This window comes from Sphingobacterium multivorum, assembly GCF_900457465.1.
GTDB lineage: Bacteria > Bacteroidota > Bacteroidia > Sphingobacteriales > Sphingobacteriaceae > Sphingobacterium > Sphingobacterium multivorum.
Genome location: NZ_UAUU01000006.1, coordinates 1 through 16372 on the forward strand (window position 1 = coordinate 1; position 16372 = coordinate 16372).

Genomic DNA, 16372 nt, shown 5'->3' on the forward strand with positions numbered 1-16372 from the left:
TACCTTTTGTCATTCGACCTACGATAGCATCGCCCTCTATAGAATAAGGTGCTTTTCCGCCGACAGATTTCCAGCCATTTAGCGTTTTTCCATCAAAAAGGTTCGTCCAACCTTTCTCATTACTCTTATCTGTCTGGGCATACGACATAACAGCATTGCTGACCATCGCAGCCATTAAAACAGATTTAAATAGTGTATTTCTTTTCATTGTAAAATTTAATCTTGAGTCTATTGACCCGGTTTATTTATTCATCATTGGTTCGTCAATCATAACAAGATCGGGACCATCCCATCGAAAGCCTGGAGCCAACGCTACATGTAACTTTCTAACCAGACAGGCCCATATTTACTTATCGGTTATTAATTCAATTGACTTAGTAAAACAATATATCAATTAATATAAGCGAAATGAATCAAATGATCTGATTTATTTACGAAAACGTTTGAAAATACCTATTACTTACCTTCAACCAATAACGGCGTTTTATTTTTCTCTGCACCTGGGTAACCTATATTTTGATTGATAACACCTTTAATATTGGTATTAATCGCATTAGCGGGCACAGGCCATAAGATATGGTGCACACTAATTTTCACATGTGTCCTAAATAAATTTTAGGAGTCGTTTTCTGTGTTACAACCATTGATTTTTTGCTCATTTGAATTTTGACCCCTACTTTTCATTCCGTGAAGATGTTCAGCTGTCCATTTTTTCCTTTGACCGGAGGCCTGACAAATGGATCATCTATCCATTTCCAGATGTTTATTTTCACGAAGATATTCATTCTGATAAATGCCACAAGATTGGAAAGATTCCAATCATATTTGGCCTTCTTTTGGAGGTACTTTAACAGTAATATGCCGATCAGTGAAGTCCAGATCTGTATCATCACTGCATTTTCAGAAGTCCCTATGAATGTCGATACTTTTAAGCGCTGCTTTAGATGCTTGAAGAAGACTTCGATATGCCAGCGTTGTTTATAGATGTTTGCCACCAAAGAAGCCTTCCATTTAGTATTATTGGTCAAAAAGTGGTACTCATTACCAGTGGTGCTGTCCCAAAAGTGGACCAGGCGTAACGGTTTGGAATTGTATTTATTGCAGGCAGCACCGGAAAGCTCAATGATCTCATCTTTAATGATTCCCTTTTCCAAGAGTGCTTCACTCTGATATGATTTGATAACCTTGTAATTCATGTTGGTTTTACTCCTGGTAACGAAATAACAGCCCCTGCTGTCCAAATCCCCAAGCCAGCTGTAATCCACGTAGCCACGGTCCACTACCACCACGCTTCCCTTAGAAAAACTGTAACTACCGGCCCGCTGGCTCTCATGTTACTTTTCCATCGGTAATCTGCATAAAAACAGGCAGGCAGCCATCATAATCCAGAACGGTGTGCAGTTTTACCGCACCTTTGGTGCTCCTGAATTTAGCCCAGTCAAATACAGATAGACATAAGGGGATGATGCTGGCATCCATCAGATATACTTTACGCTTTAGCTGACCAAGATCTTTGCGAAAATGGGTGTCCTTTTGCCAAAGCCTATCCAAAACAGAATAGTAAAGATCTTTGAAAAGTTCATGGGTACGGTGTGTGTTGATATAGGATATATTAGACTTACTTGGAGCTCTTACTACACCTAAGTGGTTCAGATTACCAGTGGTACTGCGTAAACCGTTACTAATATCACGAACCGAATCTGCCGAGGAAAAATGACAGAAAAGCATACTGACTAGATGCGTCCAGCTGTTGATCCCTTTCTGATGTTTGTCACTTTTGTGCTTTGAAACCAAATCTTTGAATAATTCGCGGTCGATAAGAGATAAAATCTGACTAAAAACGTTTAAATTTATCATGGCGGTGTGTTATAATTTTGCGATTTAAATATAGCAACTTTGCTATATCTAAACACCGCCACTTTTTAAACGTTTAGGACGCAAGTGACTAATTTTATATTCGGCCCACTTATGTTTTACCCCTTTATTATAGAAATTACTTTTAGCAACCACTCTATCGTACCAGAAATTAACTCCAGTTTGTTTAATGTTCGCATTCGTTCCGCCTGGGCCGCTAATCTGTTTTAAATCATAGACACGATCACCAAAAATTTCGCATGGTTTTCGGGTCTTTGCGTAGGTATAGGCAATCCTTACGAGCTCAATATGTCTGTTTTCTTCGTAATACAACTCACGTGCACGCTCATCTAATAGCTCACCGATATTGATTTCGTCTGCTGTTAGCTGTGTTGCACCGGCGCGTTGACGGACTTCGTTAATAGCCATAGCGGCCTGACCAAGATCATTTTTCCAATAGTAACTTTCGGCCAACAATAAATAGACTTCTGCAGAACGGTAAATATACCATGGGGTTTCCCCGCCTTCCCATTGTGTTTGTAATGGATCCGGCACAAATAATTTATAATGCGGCCAAGAGAACCATAGCCGAATGGAATCCTCCACACTCATTCCCACCGGTTTAACCAGATTTTTTCCATACCAGGGATTGCCCGTCTTTTTTAAGTTGGGCTCATTGTATTTCAAATCTTCCATCTTTCGCCAACTATCCCGGTTAAAGATCCCCCGCAAATCATTATCTTCTTTGCCAGGCCTCCAAATCTGATTTGTAAAATACCAGGTTGGACGCAATCGTCCTATACCACGACCATAGTTCTTATTTAAATCCAATGAAAGATCAGTTTCATCCGCTGCCAATGATAATCCTGCCCCCGTTTTTCCGTCTGGTGTTTTTATACCGCCGTTGTTCCAAAAAGGAACGCCATTACGCATTGTTCTGATACGATCAGAGCCATCAACTCCAGGATAAGAAACTACATACATTAAACCTTCGGTATTGGCACCATCTAATTTTGCTTCAACACTATGAAGGTCAAACATCAGATTGGTATTTGGTCTACTTTTATTCACCGTAAATCTACTTTTCATAAGTGGATGAATAGCAACAATTTCTTTGCCGATGGCGATTGTCCGATCAAAATCTGCCAAAGCCATACAGACCTTCATCAACAATACACCGCAGGCAGATTTGGAGGTACGTCCACGGTCTACTCTTTCGGGCACCCATTGATACGCAAATTCCAGGTCTTTTCGTAATTTCTCGAGAATACTCCAACGATCGTAGCTATAGAAATCATATTTCGGTTCATTTATTTCTTTATCAATGAAGGGCACATCACCAAACTGATGCACTAATTTGAAATAACGGTAGGCACGTTGAAAATAAGCTGCTCCTAAAATCGCGTTTTTTTCATTTTCGTCTTTAAAAGTTCCGGCATCTATTCTTGAAATAATAAGATTAGCATATTTTATTCCCTAAATCCTTCGTACCAATACCACCCCACTTTAGTTCTATCGTTGTGATTGAGATCTGCATCAGGGAGCAGTGCAATATCCATATCCATTTGTGGACCAGCTTTATCTGTTGTCCCCTCAACGGCTACTTCAGATTGGATAATCTCGGTCAAAATGGGCGCAGCATCGCCAAAAAACTCATGCCGCATATTTCTTTCACAGGCCGTTAAAGCGGAGTACATCCCTTGCGCATCGGCTAGCGCAACATCGGGCTCATAGAAAGACAGGGGTTTCGGTTTAAGCCAATCCTTACTGCACGAAAATGTAAAAACAGCCATTGAACCAATACATAAACTATATAGTATATTTTTTTTGAATTTCATGATCTAGTGATTAAAGAGTAAAGTTTAAACTTAAATTATATGTGCGGGGGGCTGGGTCGCCAACATCTGCCAATGCATCGCTTTTCCAGCTTCTTTCGGGGTCTCCAAATTTAAAATCTTTTGTCAAGTATGCTACATTTCTAATCGAAGCTGAAATACGAAGCTGCTGAATTCTTAACGATTGCAAGATAAATTTTGGCAGACTGTAAGAAAGCACCATGTTGTCCAAACGCATAAAGGACATGTTGACGTAGTTTGTACCATTATTTTTTGATCCTATACGCGCATAATCGTTGATCGGATTTTCTGGCGTCCAATGCTGTAGTGCATAGTCGGTACTCCGATCTGCAAAATTACTGTTGTTTGCAGCCTGATTAAAGTCTCCATAATGCCCCCAATTGGAATAAATTAAAAATGAAAAACTCAGCTCTTTATAACGCAATTCATTTCGAAACGACCACCTAAAACGCGGTGTTGTATACCCCTGAAATACACGGTCGGCATCCGTTAAGACCCCATCTCCATTTTGATCTACATATTTAAAATCACCAGGCTGGTTACTATATTTTGCAGCCATTTCCTCTTCCCCTAGTTGCCAGATTCCATTTCGTTGGTAGGCCCATATCCGGTCGGGATCCTGTCCAATAAACCATCTATTTTTAACATCGTCCGCTTCCCTTTGGCCGACGACATTTCCTTCACTATCTTTTACATCCACCATATCGCCATACAACTTCACAATTTTTCTCCGGTTCAACATAAAGATCGCAGTCGCATTCCAACTAAAATCGCCCCTATTCATGATGTTACTATTTAAGGTAATATCAAAACCTTTATTGGAGAGCTCACCTAGATTGGCAGCAACACTGCTAAATCCGATAATTTCTGGCAATGCGCGATCTACCAATAAATCCTGGGTTGTTGCCGTATAAAAATCCAGTGCACCACTGAGACGGCCATGGAAGACTGAAAAGTCCAAACCGGCATTATACGAACTTTTACTCTCCCATTTCAAGCCCAAATTGGCCATTCTATTTACGTATAACTGAGACGAAAGATAGAGGTTTCCACTCGCATCAATATAGGGATGTAACCCAGAGGTCATGTCGGAAAGCGCTTCGTAAAGCTCAATATCACGATTACCATTTCTTCCCCAAGAAAGTCGCAGCTTACCATAATCCAACCAGGATTTGGTATTTTTCATAAAACCTTCCGCTGTAAAATCCCAGGCAAAAGCCAGGGCTGGAAAGGTTGCCCTTGGATTTTGAGCGCCAAAGGCTGAATATCCGTCGCGTCGTACAGAAGCAGTCAGCATATAGCGATCTTTAAACGAATAAAACAAGCGAGCCATTAAGGCATCTCCGGTTTGATATTTGTCTTCGCTTTCGTTCAATGGAATTGTACCGGCCTGTAATCGATGCCAGCCCAGAATATCAGAAGGTACAAACTGAGAAGCTGTGGCCTTGGTTCGCCAAAACTGCCCTTTCTCTGCATTTTGAAGCAATGTCACTTCAAAATTATGTACATCAAAACGCCGCTTCCAACGCAATACATTATCTAACTGCCAATTGTATGTTTTTTCAAAGGAGCGTTCGCTACTTCCACCTTTTGCCTTCCACTCGGGATTTTTTGAAGAATCGTGGTTATAATACTCGTGCCAGATAAATGAAGGGGTAAAATTGGATTGCAATTCTATCCCAAATGGCAAACTAATCACACCGTACAAACTGGAATTCAATGTATTATAATTATTTTTTCGATCTCTAAATTGATTATCAAAGAATGGGTTTACGGGAGTGACATCGCCTGTCGGCAGTCTTTGATAAATACTAGAAGGATCATCAAGATTATTAGACCCGAAGGGAGAAATCACTGCTGATTGTTTCCAATCGGATTTTAGAAAGCCCTCATTTCGAACGGCGAAATTTGTATTCGCCCCGACTTTTAGATAGGATGTAATTCTAGTTTCGAGATTTAGTCGTGTTCTGAAATTTTTAAACCGACTTCCAACCACTACTCCCTCCCGATCAACATGGTTTAAGGAAAAATAGTAGTTAGTGTTCTCATTACTATTCGATACAGCAACAGCATAATCCTGCTGGATCCCCTTTTGAAAAACCAAATCCTGCCAATCCGTAATCTTATTGTTCATGTAATTTTCAATCTCCGGCGTCTTAAGCTCTAATCGAGAAAGCCAAGACCTGATCAACTGATCCTCTGTTACATTTGTAACGGGGGTCTTTTGATCGTAATTATACCAGTCCAATTGATTGGTTCCATTGAGCAATCTTGGGTCCACGAACATTTCGGGGTGAGCTTTAAGATAGTCGTCTGTCCGACGACCTACTTCAAAGTCATAGCGATATTTCAAAAACTCACCAGCATTCATCACTGCAGGCATACCTGCACTTTCCACCATACCAAAATTTCCATTGAAAGTAATGGACGGTTTTCCTTTTTTACCTCTTTTTGTCGTAATTAAGATAACGCCGTTGGCAGCTTTTGCACCGTATACAGCAGTTGCACTGGCATCTTTTAAAATATCGATTGACTGAATATCATTGGGATTAATATCAGCAAATGTTCCGTCAAAAATAACACCATCCACAACATTTAAGGGGCTACTACCAGCTTTCAATGTTCCCTTTCCCCTTACCTGTAAGCTTGCATCCCCTTTAGCCGAATTACCCTGTCCAATCACCAATCCAGCCGCATTTCCCCGCAGGAGATCCTGAACAGACCGGGGCGCCTCCTTCTCAAGCTTTTCGGTCTGCACAGAAACAATTGCACCGGTCACATCTTTCCGCTTGGCGGTTCCGTAGCCAATAACGACAACTTCATCTAGATTCTCTGTAGATTCAGAAAGAGTAATCTCTATTTCCTTACCTACTTCTACCTCAAGTTCTTTGGACAAGTACCCTGTATGGGTAAAACTTAAAGTAACTTTAGCAGTACTACGCTGCAATTTTACACTAAAGCGACCGTAGCTATCTGTTACAGTACCTGTTGAAGTTCCCTTCACCAAAACGGTGACTTTTTCCAAAAAACGCCCATCATTAGTTTTGACGACGCCCGTTAATTCTTTTCCAGTTCCTTGTGAATGAACGGTTCCTGTCGACAGCAATAGCATACACAAAAAAGAAAAACTAACGAAAATTAAACGATTAAATTTTCTCATAAATTAAGATTTATTGGTTATTAATAAATAAAACTATAAAAAGGCTAACAACAAGACCTTTTAGTCGTTCATATCAATTGGTTATTATTTAATCAACACAAAACAATAGTATTAATTAAGAAAATACAATCAAACCCACATGTGTCCTAAATAAATTTTAGGGAGCTGTTTCTGTGTTCCCAACATAGATTTTTTCCTCATTTGAATTTTGACCCTACTTTTCATTCCTGGAAGATGTGCAGCTGTCCATTTTTCCCTTTGACCGGAGGCCTTACAAAGGGATCATCTATCCATTGCCAGATATTAATTTTTACGAAGATATTCATTCTGATAAATGCCACCAGATTGGAGAGGTTCCAATCATATCTGGCCTTCTTTTGCAGATATTTTAGCAGTAATATACCGATCAGGGAAGTCCAGATCTGGATCATCACTGCATTTTCAGAAGTCCCTATGAATGTCGATACTTTTAAGCGCTGCTTTAGATGCTTGAAGAAGACTTCGATATGCCAGCGCTGTTTATATATATTAGCCACCACAGAAGCCTTCCACGCAGTATTATTGGTCAAAAAATGGTACTCATTGCCCGTGGTGCTGTCCCAAAAGTGAACCAGGCGTAGCGGCTTGCCGTTGTATTTATTGCAGGCAGGGCCAGAAAGCTCAATGAGCTCATCTTTAATGATTCCCTTTTCCAGGAGCGCTTCACTCTGATATGATTTGATAACCTTGTACTTCATGCCAGTTTTACTCCTGGTAACGAAGTAACAGCCGGTGCTGTCCAAATCCCCAAGCCAGCTATAATCCACGTAACCGCGATCCACGACCACGACGCTTCCTTTTGGAAAACTGTAGCTACCCGCACGCTGGCTCTCATGCACTTTTCCATCCGTAATCTGCATAAAGACAGGTAGGCATCCATCATAATCCAGAACGGTATGAAGTTTTACCGCACCTTTGGTGCTCCTGAATTTAGCCCAGTCAAATAGAGATAGACATAATGGGATCACGCTGGCATCCATCAGATAAACCTTTCGCTTCAATTGGGTAAGATCTTTGCGAAAATGCGTATCCTTTTGCCAGAGCTTGTCCAAAAGAGCAAAGTATAGATCTTTAAAGAGTTCATGGGGGCGATGCTTGTTGATATAAGAAATATTAGACTTACTAGGAGCTCTAATCACACCTAAATGATTCAGATTACCAGTTGTACTGCGCAAGCCATTACTGATATCCCGAACTGAATCTGCCGAGGAAAAATGGCAGAATATCATGCTCGCAAGATGCGTCCAACTGTTGATCCCTTTGCAATGTTTATCACTCTTATGTTTAGCCACCAAATCCTTGAATAATTCGCGGTCGATAAGCGATAAAATCTGACTAAAAACGTTTAAATTTACCATGGCGGTGTAATAAAATTTAGCGATTTAAATATAGCAACTTTGCTATATCAAAACACCGCCGCTTTTTTAACGTTTAGGACGCAAGTGAATCAAACCTTTTTAATTCATTTATTTACGAAAACGTTTGAATGCCTATAAAAATCAAATCACGGCATCCCAACAAAATAAAGAGGATAGTTCAGCCCTCTGGCTAAAAAACAATATATAGCAAACAAAAAGCCCTTCATAGGCTTTAAAACAAATAAAATTTAAAAATAAATTGAGACAAAAGAGCATAGTTTTGATAAAAAATGACATCTTTTTAAACTATAATTTCACTATATTTTAAATTAAAACAAATTTAAAATAAATTAAATTTAACGAAATAAATAATACAAACTTTACTAAATACAAAACCGACATGACCTAGAATTTTTTTTATGGTCAGGGAAACAAAAGTCACATACATTATTTACGTCAGGTCAAATGAAAGGATCGAAATTTGGGACAAAACCATATCGTTGATGAGTTAGCCAAAACAGGTCTCCATCATTGGGCATTAGAAGTAATCAGATTAATCTCCAATTCTACATGCCTGCCCTTCTCATTAGCTTACTTTTAACATTGCCCCACCTAGGCCGTATAATCTAGGTAACTTCACAGTGAAAACAACTAAAAAAGTTAGCCTCAACATAGACTCACGTTATTTGTAGGAGGAACTTGATGATACGATGGTCATAAAAAGGGCTCAACGACAGGGTCGTGTACGCAATTCGTATTATTTTAGAAAAGTAAATAAAAACAATCAGTAAAAAATTTGGAGAATACGAAAATTATATACAACTTTAAAGCACAAACACCTGCTCTAAACAGGCTACAAGTTAACAAAGGAAATTTTTTATTTTAAAACGAGGATTTTATCTTAGAATCGCTCATAGATAAAAGTCTAAATTAGTTTTTTTGCAGAAAAACTTACTTTTACTTAATGTACAAACAGTAGCATACAAAATATGACAACCAACCCCATTAAGGTATATACAGTAGTTTCAAAAGAAGTAAAAGAAGATCCAGATTTATTCACCAATCTGGAAGGTGTCTTCTCAACATATGAAAAAGCACAGGAATATATTGATCACTTCTTTGGTAATGCTAAATATGGTTATCGATCTATTGTTACGACCTATTTAGACCCCTTTCAGGAAGAAATCCAAAATAATGATTCTTATTATAGCATATCATCTCAATTAATAGGGCCGCATTTAGAAGTTGAGATCTGTAAAACTTCTTTTGCTGTTGTCCTCTCCGAAGTTGAACAATTGCGTATCGATCCGGCCACCTCAGAGAAACCCTTGGAATTAAACCTGCACTGTTTTGCTGCTTCTGAGGAAAAAGCAATGGAAAAATTCGAAAAATTAGCACAAGACTATGCAAAAGAACACAAGCTTCAATTTCAAATTAGCCCTTTTCGCATTGCAGATTCGGACCAATGCTATTAGCCTTCAATTGCAATGAAATTATAGCAAGAGATTCAGGGAAGTATTTTTTTACGGATTTCACTTAAATATTCTGGCGTAAATCCCAGATACGAAGCAATCAGGTATTGCGGAACACGTTGTACAAACTGCGGATATTTACGGAGCATATCATGGTAGAATTCTTCTTTAGATTTAGAGAATAGATATTTAACCCGCATTTGCGCAGCAGCATAAGCCCTTTGGTAGACAAATCGAAAATAACGCTCCATGATCGGAAATGCAGCTACCAATTTTTCTTGATTTTCTTGACTGATATAAACTAAATCTGAGGTCTCTACGGCCTGAATGTAAAATGACGTAACAAGCTTATGTTCGAAAGCCATATTGTCCGTAATCCACCAATTTTCTATGGCAAATTCAGTCGTTTGTTCGACTCCCTTTTCATTAACAAAGAATTTACGGAGAATACCTTTCAATACAAAAAAATGGTATCTACACACTTGGTCCTCCTCCAGTATATTTTCTTTTTTCGCGACCGTTTTGGTCTTAAAGTAATGCAATATTTCTTCTAATTCGACCGGATCGATAGCGACAAATTTCTTTATATGTTCTTTCAGTTTTTCCAACAGTCTGTCAATTTTTTGTACAGACAAAGCTACTCATTCATTTTATCATAAAAAATACATGCGGCACCATTTCAAATAAGCTCGAAGAGCAAGGCTGGGAAAATAAATTCAAGTAATGGATGTCATCGATATCAAAGAAAAGGACCTCATGTCCATGTTAACACCAAAATTGAAGGAATGACAGCACATTGTGACTAGTGTTCCTAAAAAGGATTCTAACAGAAAATCAGCCCGCCATTAAAATAGGCGGGCTGATTCGCATTTATGGTATCCAATACGGTTTATCAGAAAACAACCTTACTATACTAACGTAAAATTCGAACTTTTCGTACTTTATTTACTTAATCCGTAAAACCAATCTACAAAGCCGCAATCTCCTGCTAAAAAGCGCCATCTATTCCGTAATGTAGTGAACCTCATGCGCCTCTGTCAACTGCGGAACTTCCAAATTATGAAGCATTTTATCCAATACAACATCGGGCAGTGGATATTCCCGATCGTTATTCTGCGTGCGCCAAATCTTGTAGGGTTTTTCAACGTACAACAATTTCACGTAGGCTTGATAGCTGACAAAAAGATCGATCAATTGTTTTCGCATCTGGGAAGTTATATTAGTGGCATTCCAGATAAAATCCTGTCCGCAGCGTAAGTATTTTTTTGCCTGCTCTTTTGCTTCCTGTACAACCCATCCGTTTCTCTTTTTATCGGTCGGATCAATGCGATACTTGCGTCTGATGTCGTCCAGACTAATAACGGGGAGGTCGGTATTCATTGCTAAAATATGATAATCTTTGCCCATTCCCGGCAAACCTGAAAGTACAGTCACCGTGGATTTGAATATATCAAAAGGCACATAACCAACATAACTATCGTTTCCATTAAAATATGTAAATCGTGCATTTTCAGATAAAAAAGAACGCGTGGCATCCCAGCAGCCAATCTCTTTACTATACAGTTCGAACATATCCAATGCATAGAGCAAATTATCCAAATCGCCACAATACCTTCCTTTAGCATCAGCTTCGGCCAACAACTTAAGTTGACTCATATTGACACATAGTGACGCTTCCAAGGCGCTCTTCATCGGATCGGCTTTTTCCATCAACCATAATGGCAACCCATGATAGCGTACCAATGCGACAATTTCCTCCCGTAATGCAAAAGGGGTCTCCACATCACGAAATAAAATCTCCCGTGTGGTCTGTGCTCCTTTTTTGGCATGATTTGGTGAACTGATACGACCATCGGCAGCGACAACTGTCGTCGATCTCTTCTCGACATCATGCAATAAAGCGGAAGCCCAGAGGAGCTCCTGCTTTTGTTCATCCAGATTCCGATATTCAGGCAATGCTTCCAGCTGCTGTAATACCATTTGGGTATGAATCGCGACATTCCCTTCGGCATGATGTAAAGGATCCTGTTGTACCTGTTCCATATCCCTGACCCAAGAAAATTGTTTCGCTAAAGCCGACCAATCCTTATTTGTTGCTATTGTCCATTCCATGAATAATCCCTCCTTTCCCAAATCATTTTTGCTCTTCGCCATGATTTTGTCCAATGTTCGTCGGTCTGCACATGTCCTTTTCTAACGTATTTAAAAACATTGTGCTGAAATTCGCTGACGGCATATGCATCAGCATTCCTGCAGACTACCCCCTCCATCGTACATGCTTCTTCAGTTTTAGGATCAACCGATGCAAATATAGAAGACTGCATGGCCAAATTTTCGACTGAACACCGAAGGTCAAACTCGGTCAAATCCTTTACCATGTCGAGTTTCAAAACGGGTACGGTCGGCAAATCAAATAAACTGGCATAAAAAGTAACTTCTTCCCATGAAAGCCACTGATCTTTAATTCGAGCGGCAAAAACATAATAATAATGTTCAAGTTGCATATACTCAATCGAATGCACAGCATAAAGATTTTCACCAAAAAACTCCAAATCACCTAGATCGTTTTTTAATCTGGACCAATGCTCCCGAAGCTGGGCCGTCCATGGCGACGTGGTTGGAGCTGCATGAGATCGTGCAAATACTCCACGCCGTGAAAGGCAATTATTTTCGCCATCTAATTTTTCTGTAAATAACAGTTGATGGAAAGATTGCATATCCTTCCAATAATATTGATTAAAACGATCGTCGCTGCTTGTCCCTGGCGAAAATGGGAAATGATAGGTACGACCATATTTTGTTGATTCCATTTTTAAAATTTAAATCCATACTAAAAAATTGAAGACATAGGCATTGGGTAAACAAATCGGGTAAATCCCGTTGTTTACTTTCTTCCTAAATATCGACAATGCATTACATGACTTTAAATTTTAAAAATTGACAACACAAATGATCTGTTGCTACAAAAGTATACAATTTATTTTAAAAACATAAATACGCTCCCTTAACCTTTTGACAGCGCCGCCCCTTCCCTACTTTCTAATCAGCCTTGATTAGTCAAAAAACGCGTCAATTAATATAATTTCAATTCAGTGTATGTCGTTCCAATGGGAATAACCCTGTCTGCTACCCAAATTTGGGTTTTGTCGAACTTCATCATTTTACTTCGTGCGACGATAAATGCTCTGTGACAACGAACAAATTCGCCCTTCGGGAGCAGTTCCAGCAGCTCGCTAATGGTAATTCTAGAACTAACGCATTTATTATCGTTCAAATGTATTTGGGTGTAATTGCCTGATGCTTCAATATACAGGATACGGTCGAATTCAACTTTAACATGTTCATAACCATCTTTGACGAACAGATAGTCTTTGTTATGCTGTAGCTTTTTTGCCCGAAGGCTATACAATTCGCTCGCCTTGTTGCAGGCTTTCAAAAACCTGCTCATAGAAAATGGTTTAAGCAAGTAATCGATGGCGTCGAGCTCGAAACTCAATAGCGCATGCTCAGAATAAGCCGTCGTAAAAATCACCATTGGCGAAGTATTCAAACTGCGCAGAAACTCTATTCCTGAAATATCTGGCATTTTTATATCTAAAAAGATAAGGTCCACCTGCTCCTTCTGGAGATAATCAATCGCCATAAACGCATCCGTAAATGTACTTTTTAATTCAATAAAAGGGACTTTAGCTATATGGTGTTCAATAACCTGCAGTGCCACAGGTTCATCATCTATCGCGATGGCTATCATAACAATTATTGATTTAAAATCTGATCTATTTGGTCATACAGTTGTTTTCCATTACTTGGTCGAAGAGCCTTTTCCACAACTAATTTTCCTGTTTTATCAAATATAAAATATTGCGGATAATATTCGGCTTTGTCTTTTGCATTTAGCAGTAATTCCTTCCAAAAGGGCTCAATCTGTTTCCTATTTTTACGTAAATGGATTCCGGTTAAATTGTTGACGCGTATAAAGTCTTTCCAGTCCTGATCGCGATGGTCTTCATCCATATCCAAATAAACGAAGGCAATATCTTTATCCATGTATCTTTTCTTCAGTTCAGGTGTATACTTCAATTCAAACTTGCAGGGACCACACCAGGTTCCCCAAACATCCAAATAGACCACTTTTCCTTTCAATTCAGCAATCAGGTCGTCGATCGATGAGATAGGTTGATCATCTTCAATCAACCGAATGTGTTTGTTGTGTTTATTCGCCACCAAAAGAGCGTCAAGATCGGCAATATAGCTTTCAACAAGCGGCGTATGCTTATCTTTTGGAAATATCTTCCAATGTGCTCCTGCCAATGCTTTTAAATGCGTTAAGTCCTTGTCATGATATAGATTGACCAATTGTTGAAAATTGTATTTTTCTACGATAGGCTTGGAGAAATTATTTAAAGCACCGATAAACCGCCAATAATCTTTACTATAGATAGTCATTAATCTATTTGCACTGTCTAAGCTTATCCCGAAATAAGGGATTGGTTCACTAGACGGAATTTTCTCGGCCCGAATCTTAACAAATGCTTTCGTTTCCAAATAACGCAGGTAATTGTCAAGGAAAGAATAAAAAGAAGGGCCTCCAAAGTCGTCCTGTAAATTAATAAGTGCTTTTCCAAACAGCTCTAGAACCAAACTATCTGCGGTAGACTTTGGGCAATTCAGCGACACGGGCAAAATCGTTTAGATGGTTCATTCGTTGCGCGTAAAACTCAGTACGTATATAGTTTTTTAGTGAGGAAGACAATGGACTAGTTTGGATCACTTTATTGATTTGATTGCAATCCGCTAAAAAGGGAATTAACACTTGCTGTCTCAACTGAGCCAAAGAGCATTGAGCAAGATTATTTACGTTCGGGGCCTTCATAAAAAAAGGTACTGTTATAAATTCCAAATATTTAGACAAAAAAGTATTTTTGTATTCTAAAGAAGTTCAGCTACTGAACTATCTTGCGTAGTCTCGGTTTTCGGATCGAGACTACCTCTTTGGTAGTTTTCAATAAATTCAGTATCGTTTTTCCAAAGCGTATAAATCAACACTAAGAGTTTCCGCTGTATTGCCACCTGTCCAATCATTTTCGATGCCTTATTGTTTTTATTGATTCTGATATAAGTTTCTTTTAATGCTTCATTGTACCTACAGGCCACCATCGCTGGGAAATAAAGTGCATTTCTGATATATCTGTTTCCTTTCTTGGAGATCCTAGTCTTGCCTTTAATCGAGGTGCCAGATTCTCTTTGCACTACATCATAGCCTGAATAGCTAACCAATTGTTTTGAACTATGAAACTGCTCAAAACCCATTGTTTCAGCTAATATCGTTGCTACCGTAATCAATCCTACACCTTTTATCGTCAAAACCTTTCTGACATGCTCCTTCAGTACATCTTCCTTTTCGATAGCTTTCTTAATTTCTTTCAGGCATCTTTCGATTTCCTTATCTATCTCAGTAATGAGTTTTTTGTTGCTCTTGGTAATAAATACTTGGATATCATGTGCGCAGTCCTTGCTGTGACTAATATTGCCAAGTGTTGTCTTTTGTTCCTGAAGCTGAACATAGTAACGAGTTAGATTCCTGAGCTGCAAGAGTGTGCTTGGTGGTGGGGACCACAACTTATGAACTCTCTCAATACCAAACTGACTTAGAATTCGCGCATCAACTGCATCTGTTTTTGTTTTCACATTAAGACTAGAGAAATAGTGTTTTGAGGTGTTGGGAAGCACAACATGAACCCTTTTTTTGATTTTGTATAGATGGTGGGCCAGGTTCTCATAATAAACGCCTGTGGCTTCCATGAGAAATACTAGCTCCGAATCTGATACAATCAGACCTTTCACCCAACGTAATAATTGATTGAAGCCTTTACTATCATTACCAAAGTCCAGGACCTTTGAGAACGTTAATTTGCCATCTTCCGCCTGTTGACATAAACAAGCTGTAAAGGTTGATTTTGAGATATCTATCCCAATGCATTGCTTTCTAATAGCCATAATTAAGAATTTAAATCATATTGACTCAATTCTCCTTCGTCTATCCTTTTGTTTTATTCAAGCTCGCTTCGCGGCCTTAAGTACTGTTCAGACTCCTGAGAATAAAATCGTGTGGGCGAAACCTTTTTTACGGTATAACTCAAAGTTTACCTAGCCACTTCTGGCCTCACACGAACAGCCAATATATTTTGCATAACAACAATATAATGACCTTTTTAAAATTCTCAGTAAAAATAAAAGGCACTTCATCGTGTTTTATTTGCTGTATAATTTTGTTTTCTGTCAAAGCACTACCGTCTGTAAATACGATCGTAGTGTCGGTTAAATTCAGGATAAGATCTTTACCGGGGCTTAATAACAAGGTTTGAAATACACTGCTGTAATTTAGAGTCGCGGATTTTCGAGCTGTTATTGGCAGTGCGACCTCAAATGTGCCATCGCTGGCAACGGTTATCCGTTGCGAATTTTCTTTATAAAAACCAAAAACAAGAGGAATATTAATTTCCAAGGCCTTGTTTGGATCATAATTCCAAATCTTACCGCTCAATTTAAATTGAGCATGACTGCTTAGACAATACAAGGTCATAAGCAAAAAAACAAGTATTTTTTTCATTGCTGTTAATTAAGAAACCAATA

At 38.9% G+C, this 16372-nt stretch carries 14 protein-coding genes and 2 pseudogenes; 1 reads left to right on the plus strand and 15 read right to left on the minus strand.

Going from position 1 to position 16372, the window contains the following annotated elements:
* From DTA23_RS07710 to DTA23_RS07730, 8 genes and pseudogenes are all read right to left on the minus strand, one after another.
* Window positions 1–208: pseudogene (locus tag DTA23_RS07710) on the minus strand (DUF1080 domain-containing protein); the annotation flags it as partial.
* 248 nt (window positions 209–456) lie between these two features.
* Window positions 457–597 carry a hypothetical protein gene (locus DTA23_RS26895; RefSeq protein WP_172462349.1) on the minus strand — a complete coding sequence of 47 codons (141 nt, stop codon included), beginning with the start codon at window positions 595–597 and terminating at the stop codon, window positions 457–459.
* An 83-nt stretch (window positions 598–680) separates the two neighbouring features.
* Window positions 681–1292, minus strand: a pseudogene (locus DTA23_RS27475) (IS4 family transposase); the annotation flags it as partial.
* Window positions 1293–1329: 37 nt separating this feature from the next.
* Window positions 1330–1857: a DUF4372 domain-containing protein gene (locus tag DTA23_RS27480; protein WP_218565314.1), complete on the minus strand. Its 528-nt coding sequence runs from the start codon at window positions 1855–1857 to the stop codon at window positions 1330–1332.
* A 48-nt stretch (window positions 1858–1905) separates the two neighbouring features.
* On the minus strand, window positions 1906–3327 hold the full coding sequence (locus tag DTA23_RS07720) for a RagB/SusD family nutrient uptake outer membrane protein (protein ID WP_370445073.1): 1422 nt from the start codon (window positions 3325–3327) through the stop codon (window positions 1906–1908).
* On the minus strand, window positions 3324–3692 hold the full coding sequence (locus DTA23_RS27485) for a hypothetical protein (RefSeq protein ID WP_218565316.1): 369 nt from the start codon (window positions 3690–3692) through the stop codon (window positions 3324–3326). The genes DTA23_RS07720 and DTA23_RS27485 overlap by 4 nt, the downstream gene beginning before the upstream one ends.
* Window positions 3693–3702: 10 nt before the next feature.
* Entirely contained in the window at window positions 3703–6870 is a 3168-nt protein-coding gene (locus DTA23_RS07725; protein ID WP_112374330.1) for a SusC/RagA family TonB-linked outer membrane protein, read from the minus strand.
* Between the two features lie 221 nt (window positions 6871–7091).
* A complete protein-coding gene (locus tag DTA23_RS07730) occupies window positions 7092–8267 on the minus strand; it encodes an IS4 family transposase (RefSeq protein WP_112374126.1) in 1176 nt (391 codons plus the stop codon).
* Between the two features lie 989 nt (window positions 8268–9256).
* Between DTA23_RS07730 and DTA23_RS07735 the strand changes: the two genes are divergently transcribed.
* The gene (locus DTA23_RS07735; RefSeq protein WP_070569433.1) at window positions 9257–9742 is read left to right on the plus strand and encodes a hypothetical protein; all 486 of its coding nucleotides are present in this window, start codon (window positions 9257–9259) and stop codon (window positions 9740–9742) included.
* A gap of 32 nt (window positions 9743–9774) precedes the next feature.
* Here the strand turns inward: DTA23_RS07735 and DTA23_RS07740 are convergent, their stop codons facing one another.
* The 7 genes from DTA23_RS07740 to DTA23_RS07775 all read right to left on the minus strand — a co-directional run bounded on the left by DTA23_RS07740 (window position 9775) and on the right by DTA23_RS07775 (window position 16349).
* Window positions 9775–10347 (minus strand): Crp/Fnr family transcriptional regulator, encoded by a 573-nt coding sequence (locus tag DTA23_RS07740; RefSeq protein ID WP_239468712.1) that lies wholly within the window; start codon window positions 10345–10347, stop codon window positions 9775–9777.
* A 394-nt stretch (window positions 10348–10741) separates the two neighbouring features.
* The gene (locus DTA23_RS07745; RefSeq protein WP_239468713.1) at window positions 10742–11893 is read right to left on the minus strand and encodes an AAA family ATPase; all 1152 of its coding nucleotides are present in this window, start codon (window positions 11891–11893) and stop codon (window positions 10742–10744) included.
* Window positions 11836–12549, minus strand: coding sequence for an RNA ligase family protein (locus tag DTA23_RS07750; RefSeq protein ID WP_112374332.1), 714 nt, complete (start codon window positions 12547–12549; stop codon window positions 11836–11838). The genes DTA23_RS07745 and DTA23_RS07750 overlap by 58 nt, the downstream gene beginning before the upstream one ends.
* A gap of 263 nt (window positions 12550–12812) precedes the next feature.
* Window positions 12813–13490: a LytR/AlgR family response regulator transcription factor gene (locus DTA23_RS07755; RefSeq protein WP_070569424.1), complete on the minus strand. Its 678-nt coding sequence runs from the start codon at window positions 13488–13490 to the stop codon at window positions 12813–12815.
* A 5-nt stretch (window positions 13491–13495) separates the two neighbouring features.
* On the minus strand, window positions 13496–14416 hold the full coding sequence (locus tag DTA23_RS07760) for a TlpA family protein disulfide reductase (protein WP_146753034.1): 921 nt from the start codon (window positions 14414–14416) through the stop codon (window positions 13496–13498).
* Window positions 14417–14668: 252 nt separating this feature from the next.
* Window positions 14669–15736, minus strand: a complete 1068-nt coding sequence (locus DTA23_RS07770; RefSeq protein WP_112374335.1) for an IS110 family RNA-guided transposase — start codon at window positions 15734–15736, stop codon at window positions 14669–14671.
* Between the two features lie 166 nt (window positions 15737–15902).
* A complete protein-coding gene (locus tag DTA23_RS07775) occupies window positions 15903–16349 on the minus strand; it encodes a hypothetical protein (RefSeq protein WP_112374336.1) in 447 nt (148 codons plus the stop codon).
* Window positions 16350–16372 lie beyond the last annotated feature (23 nt).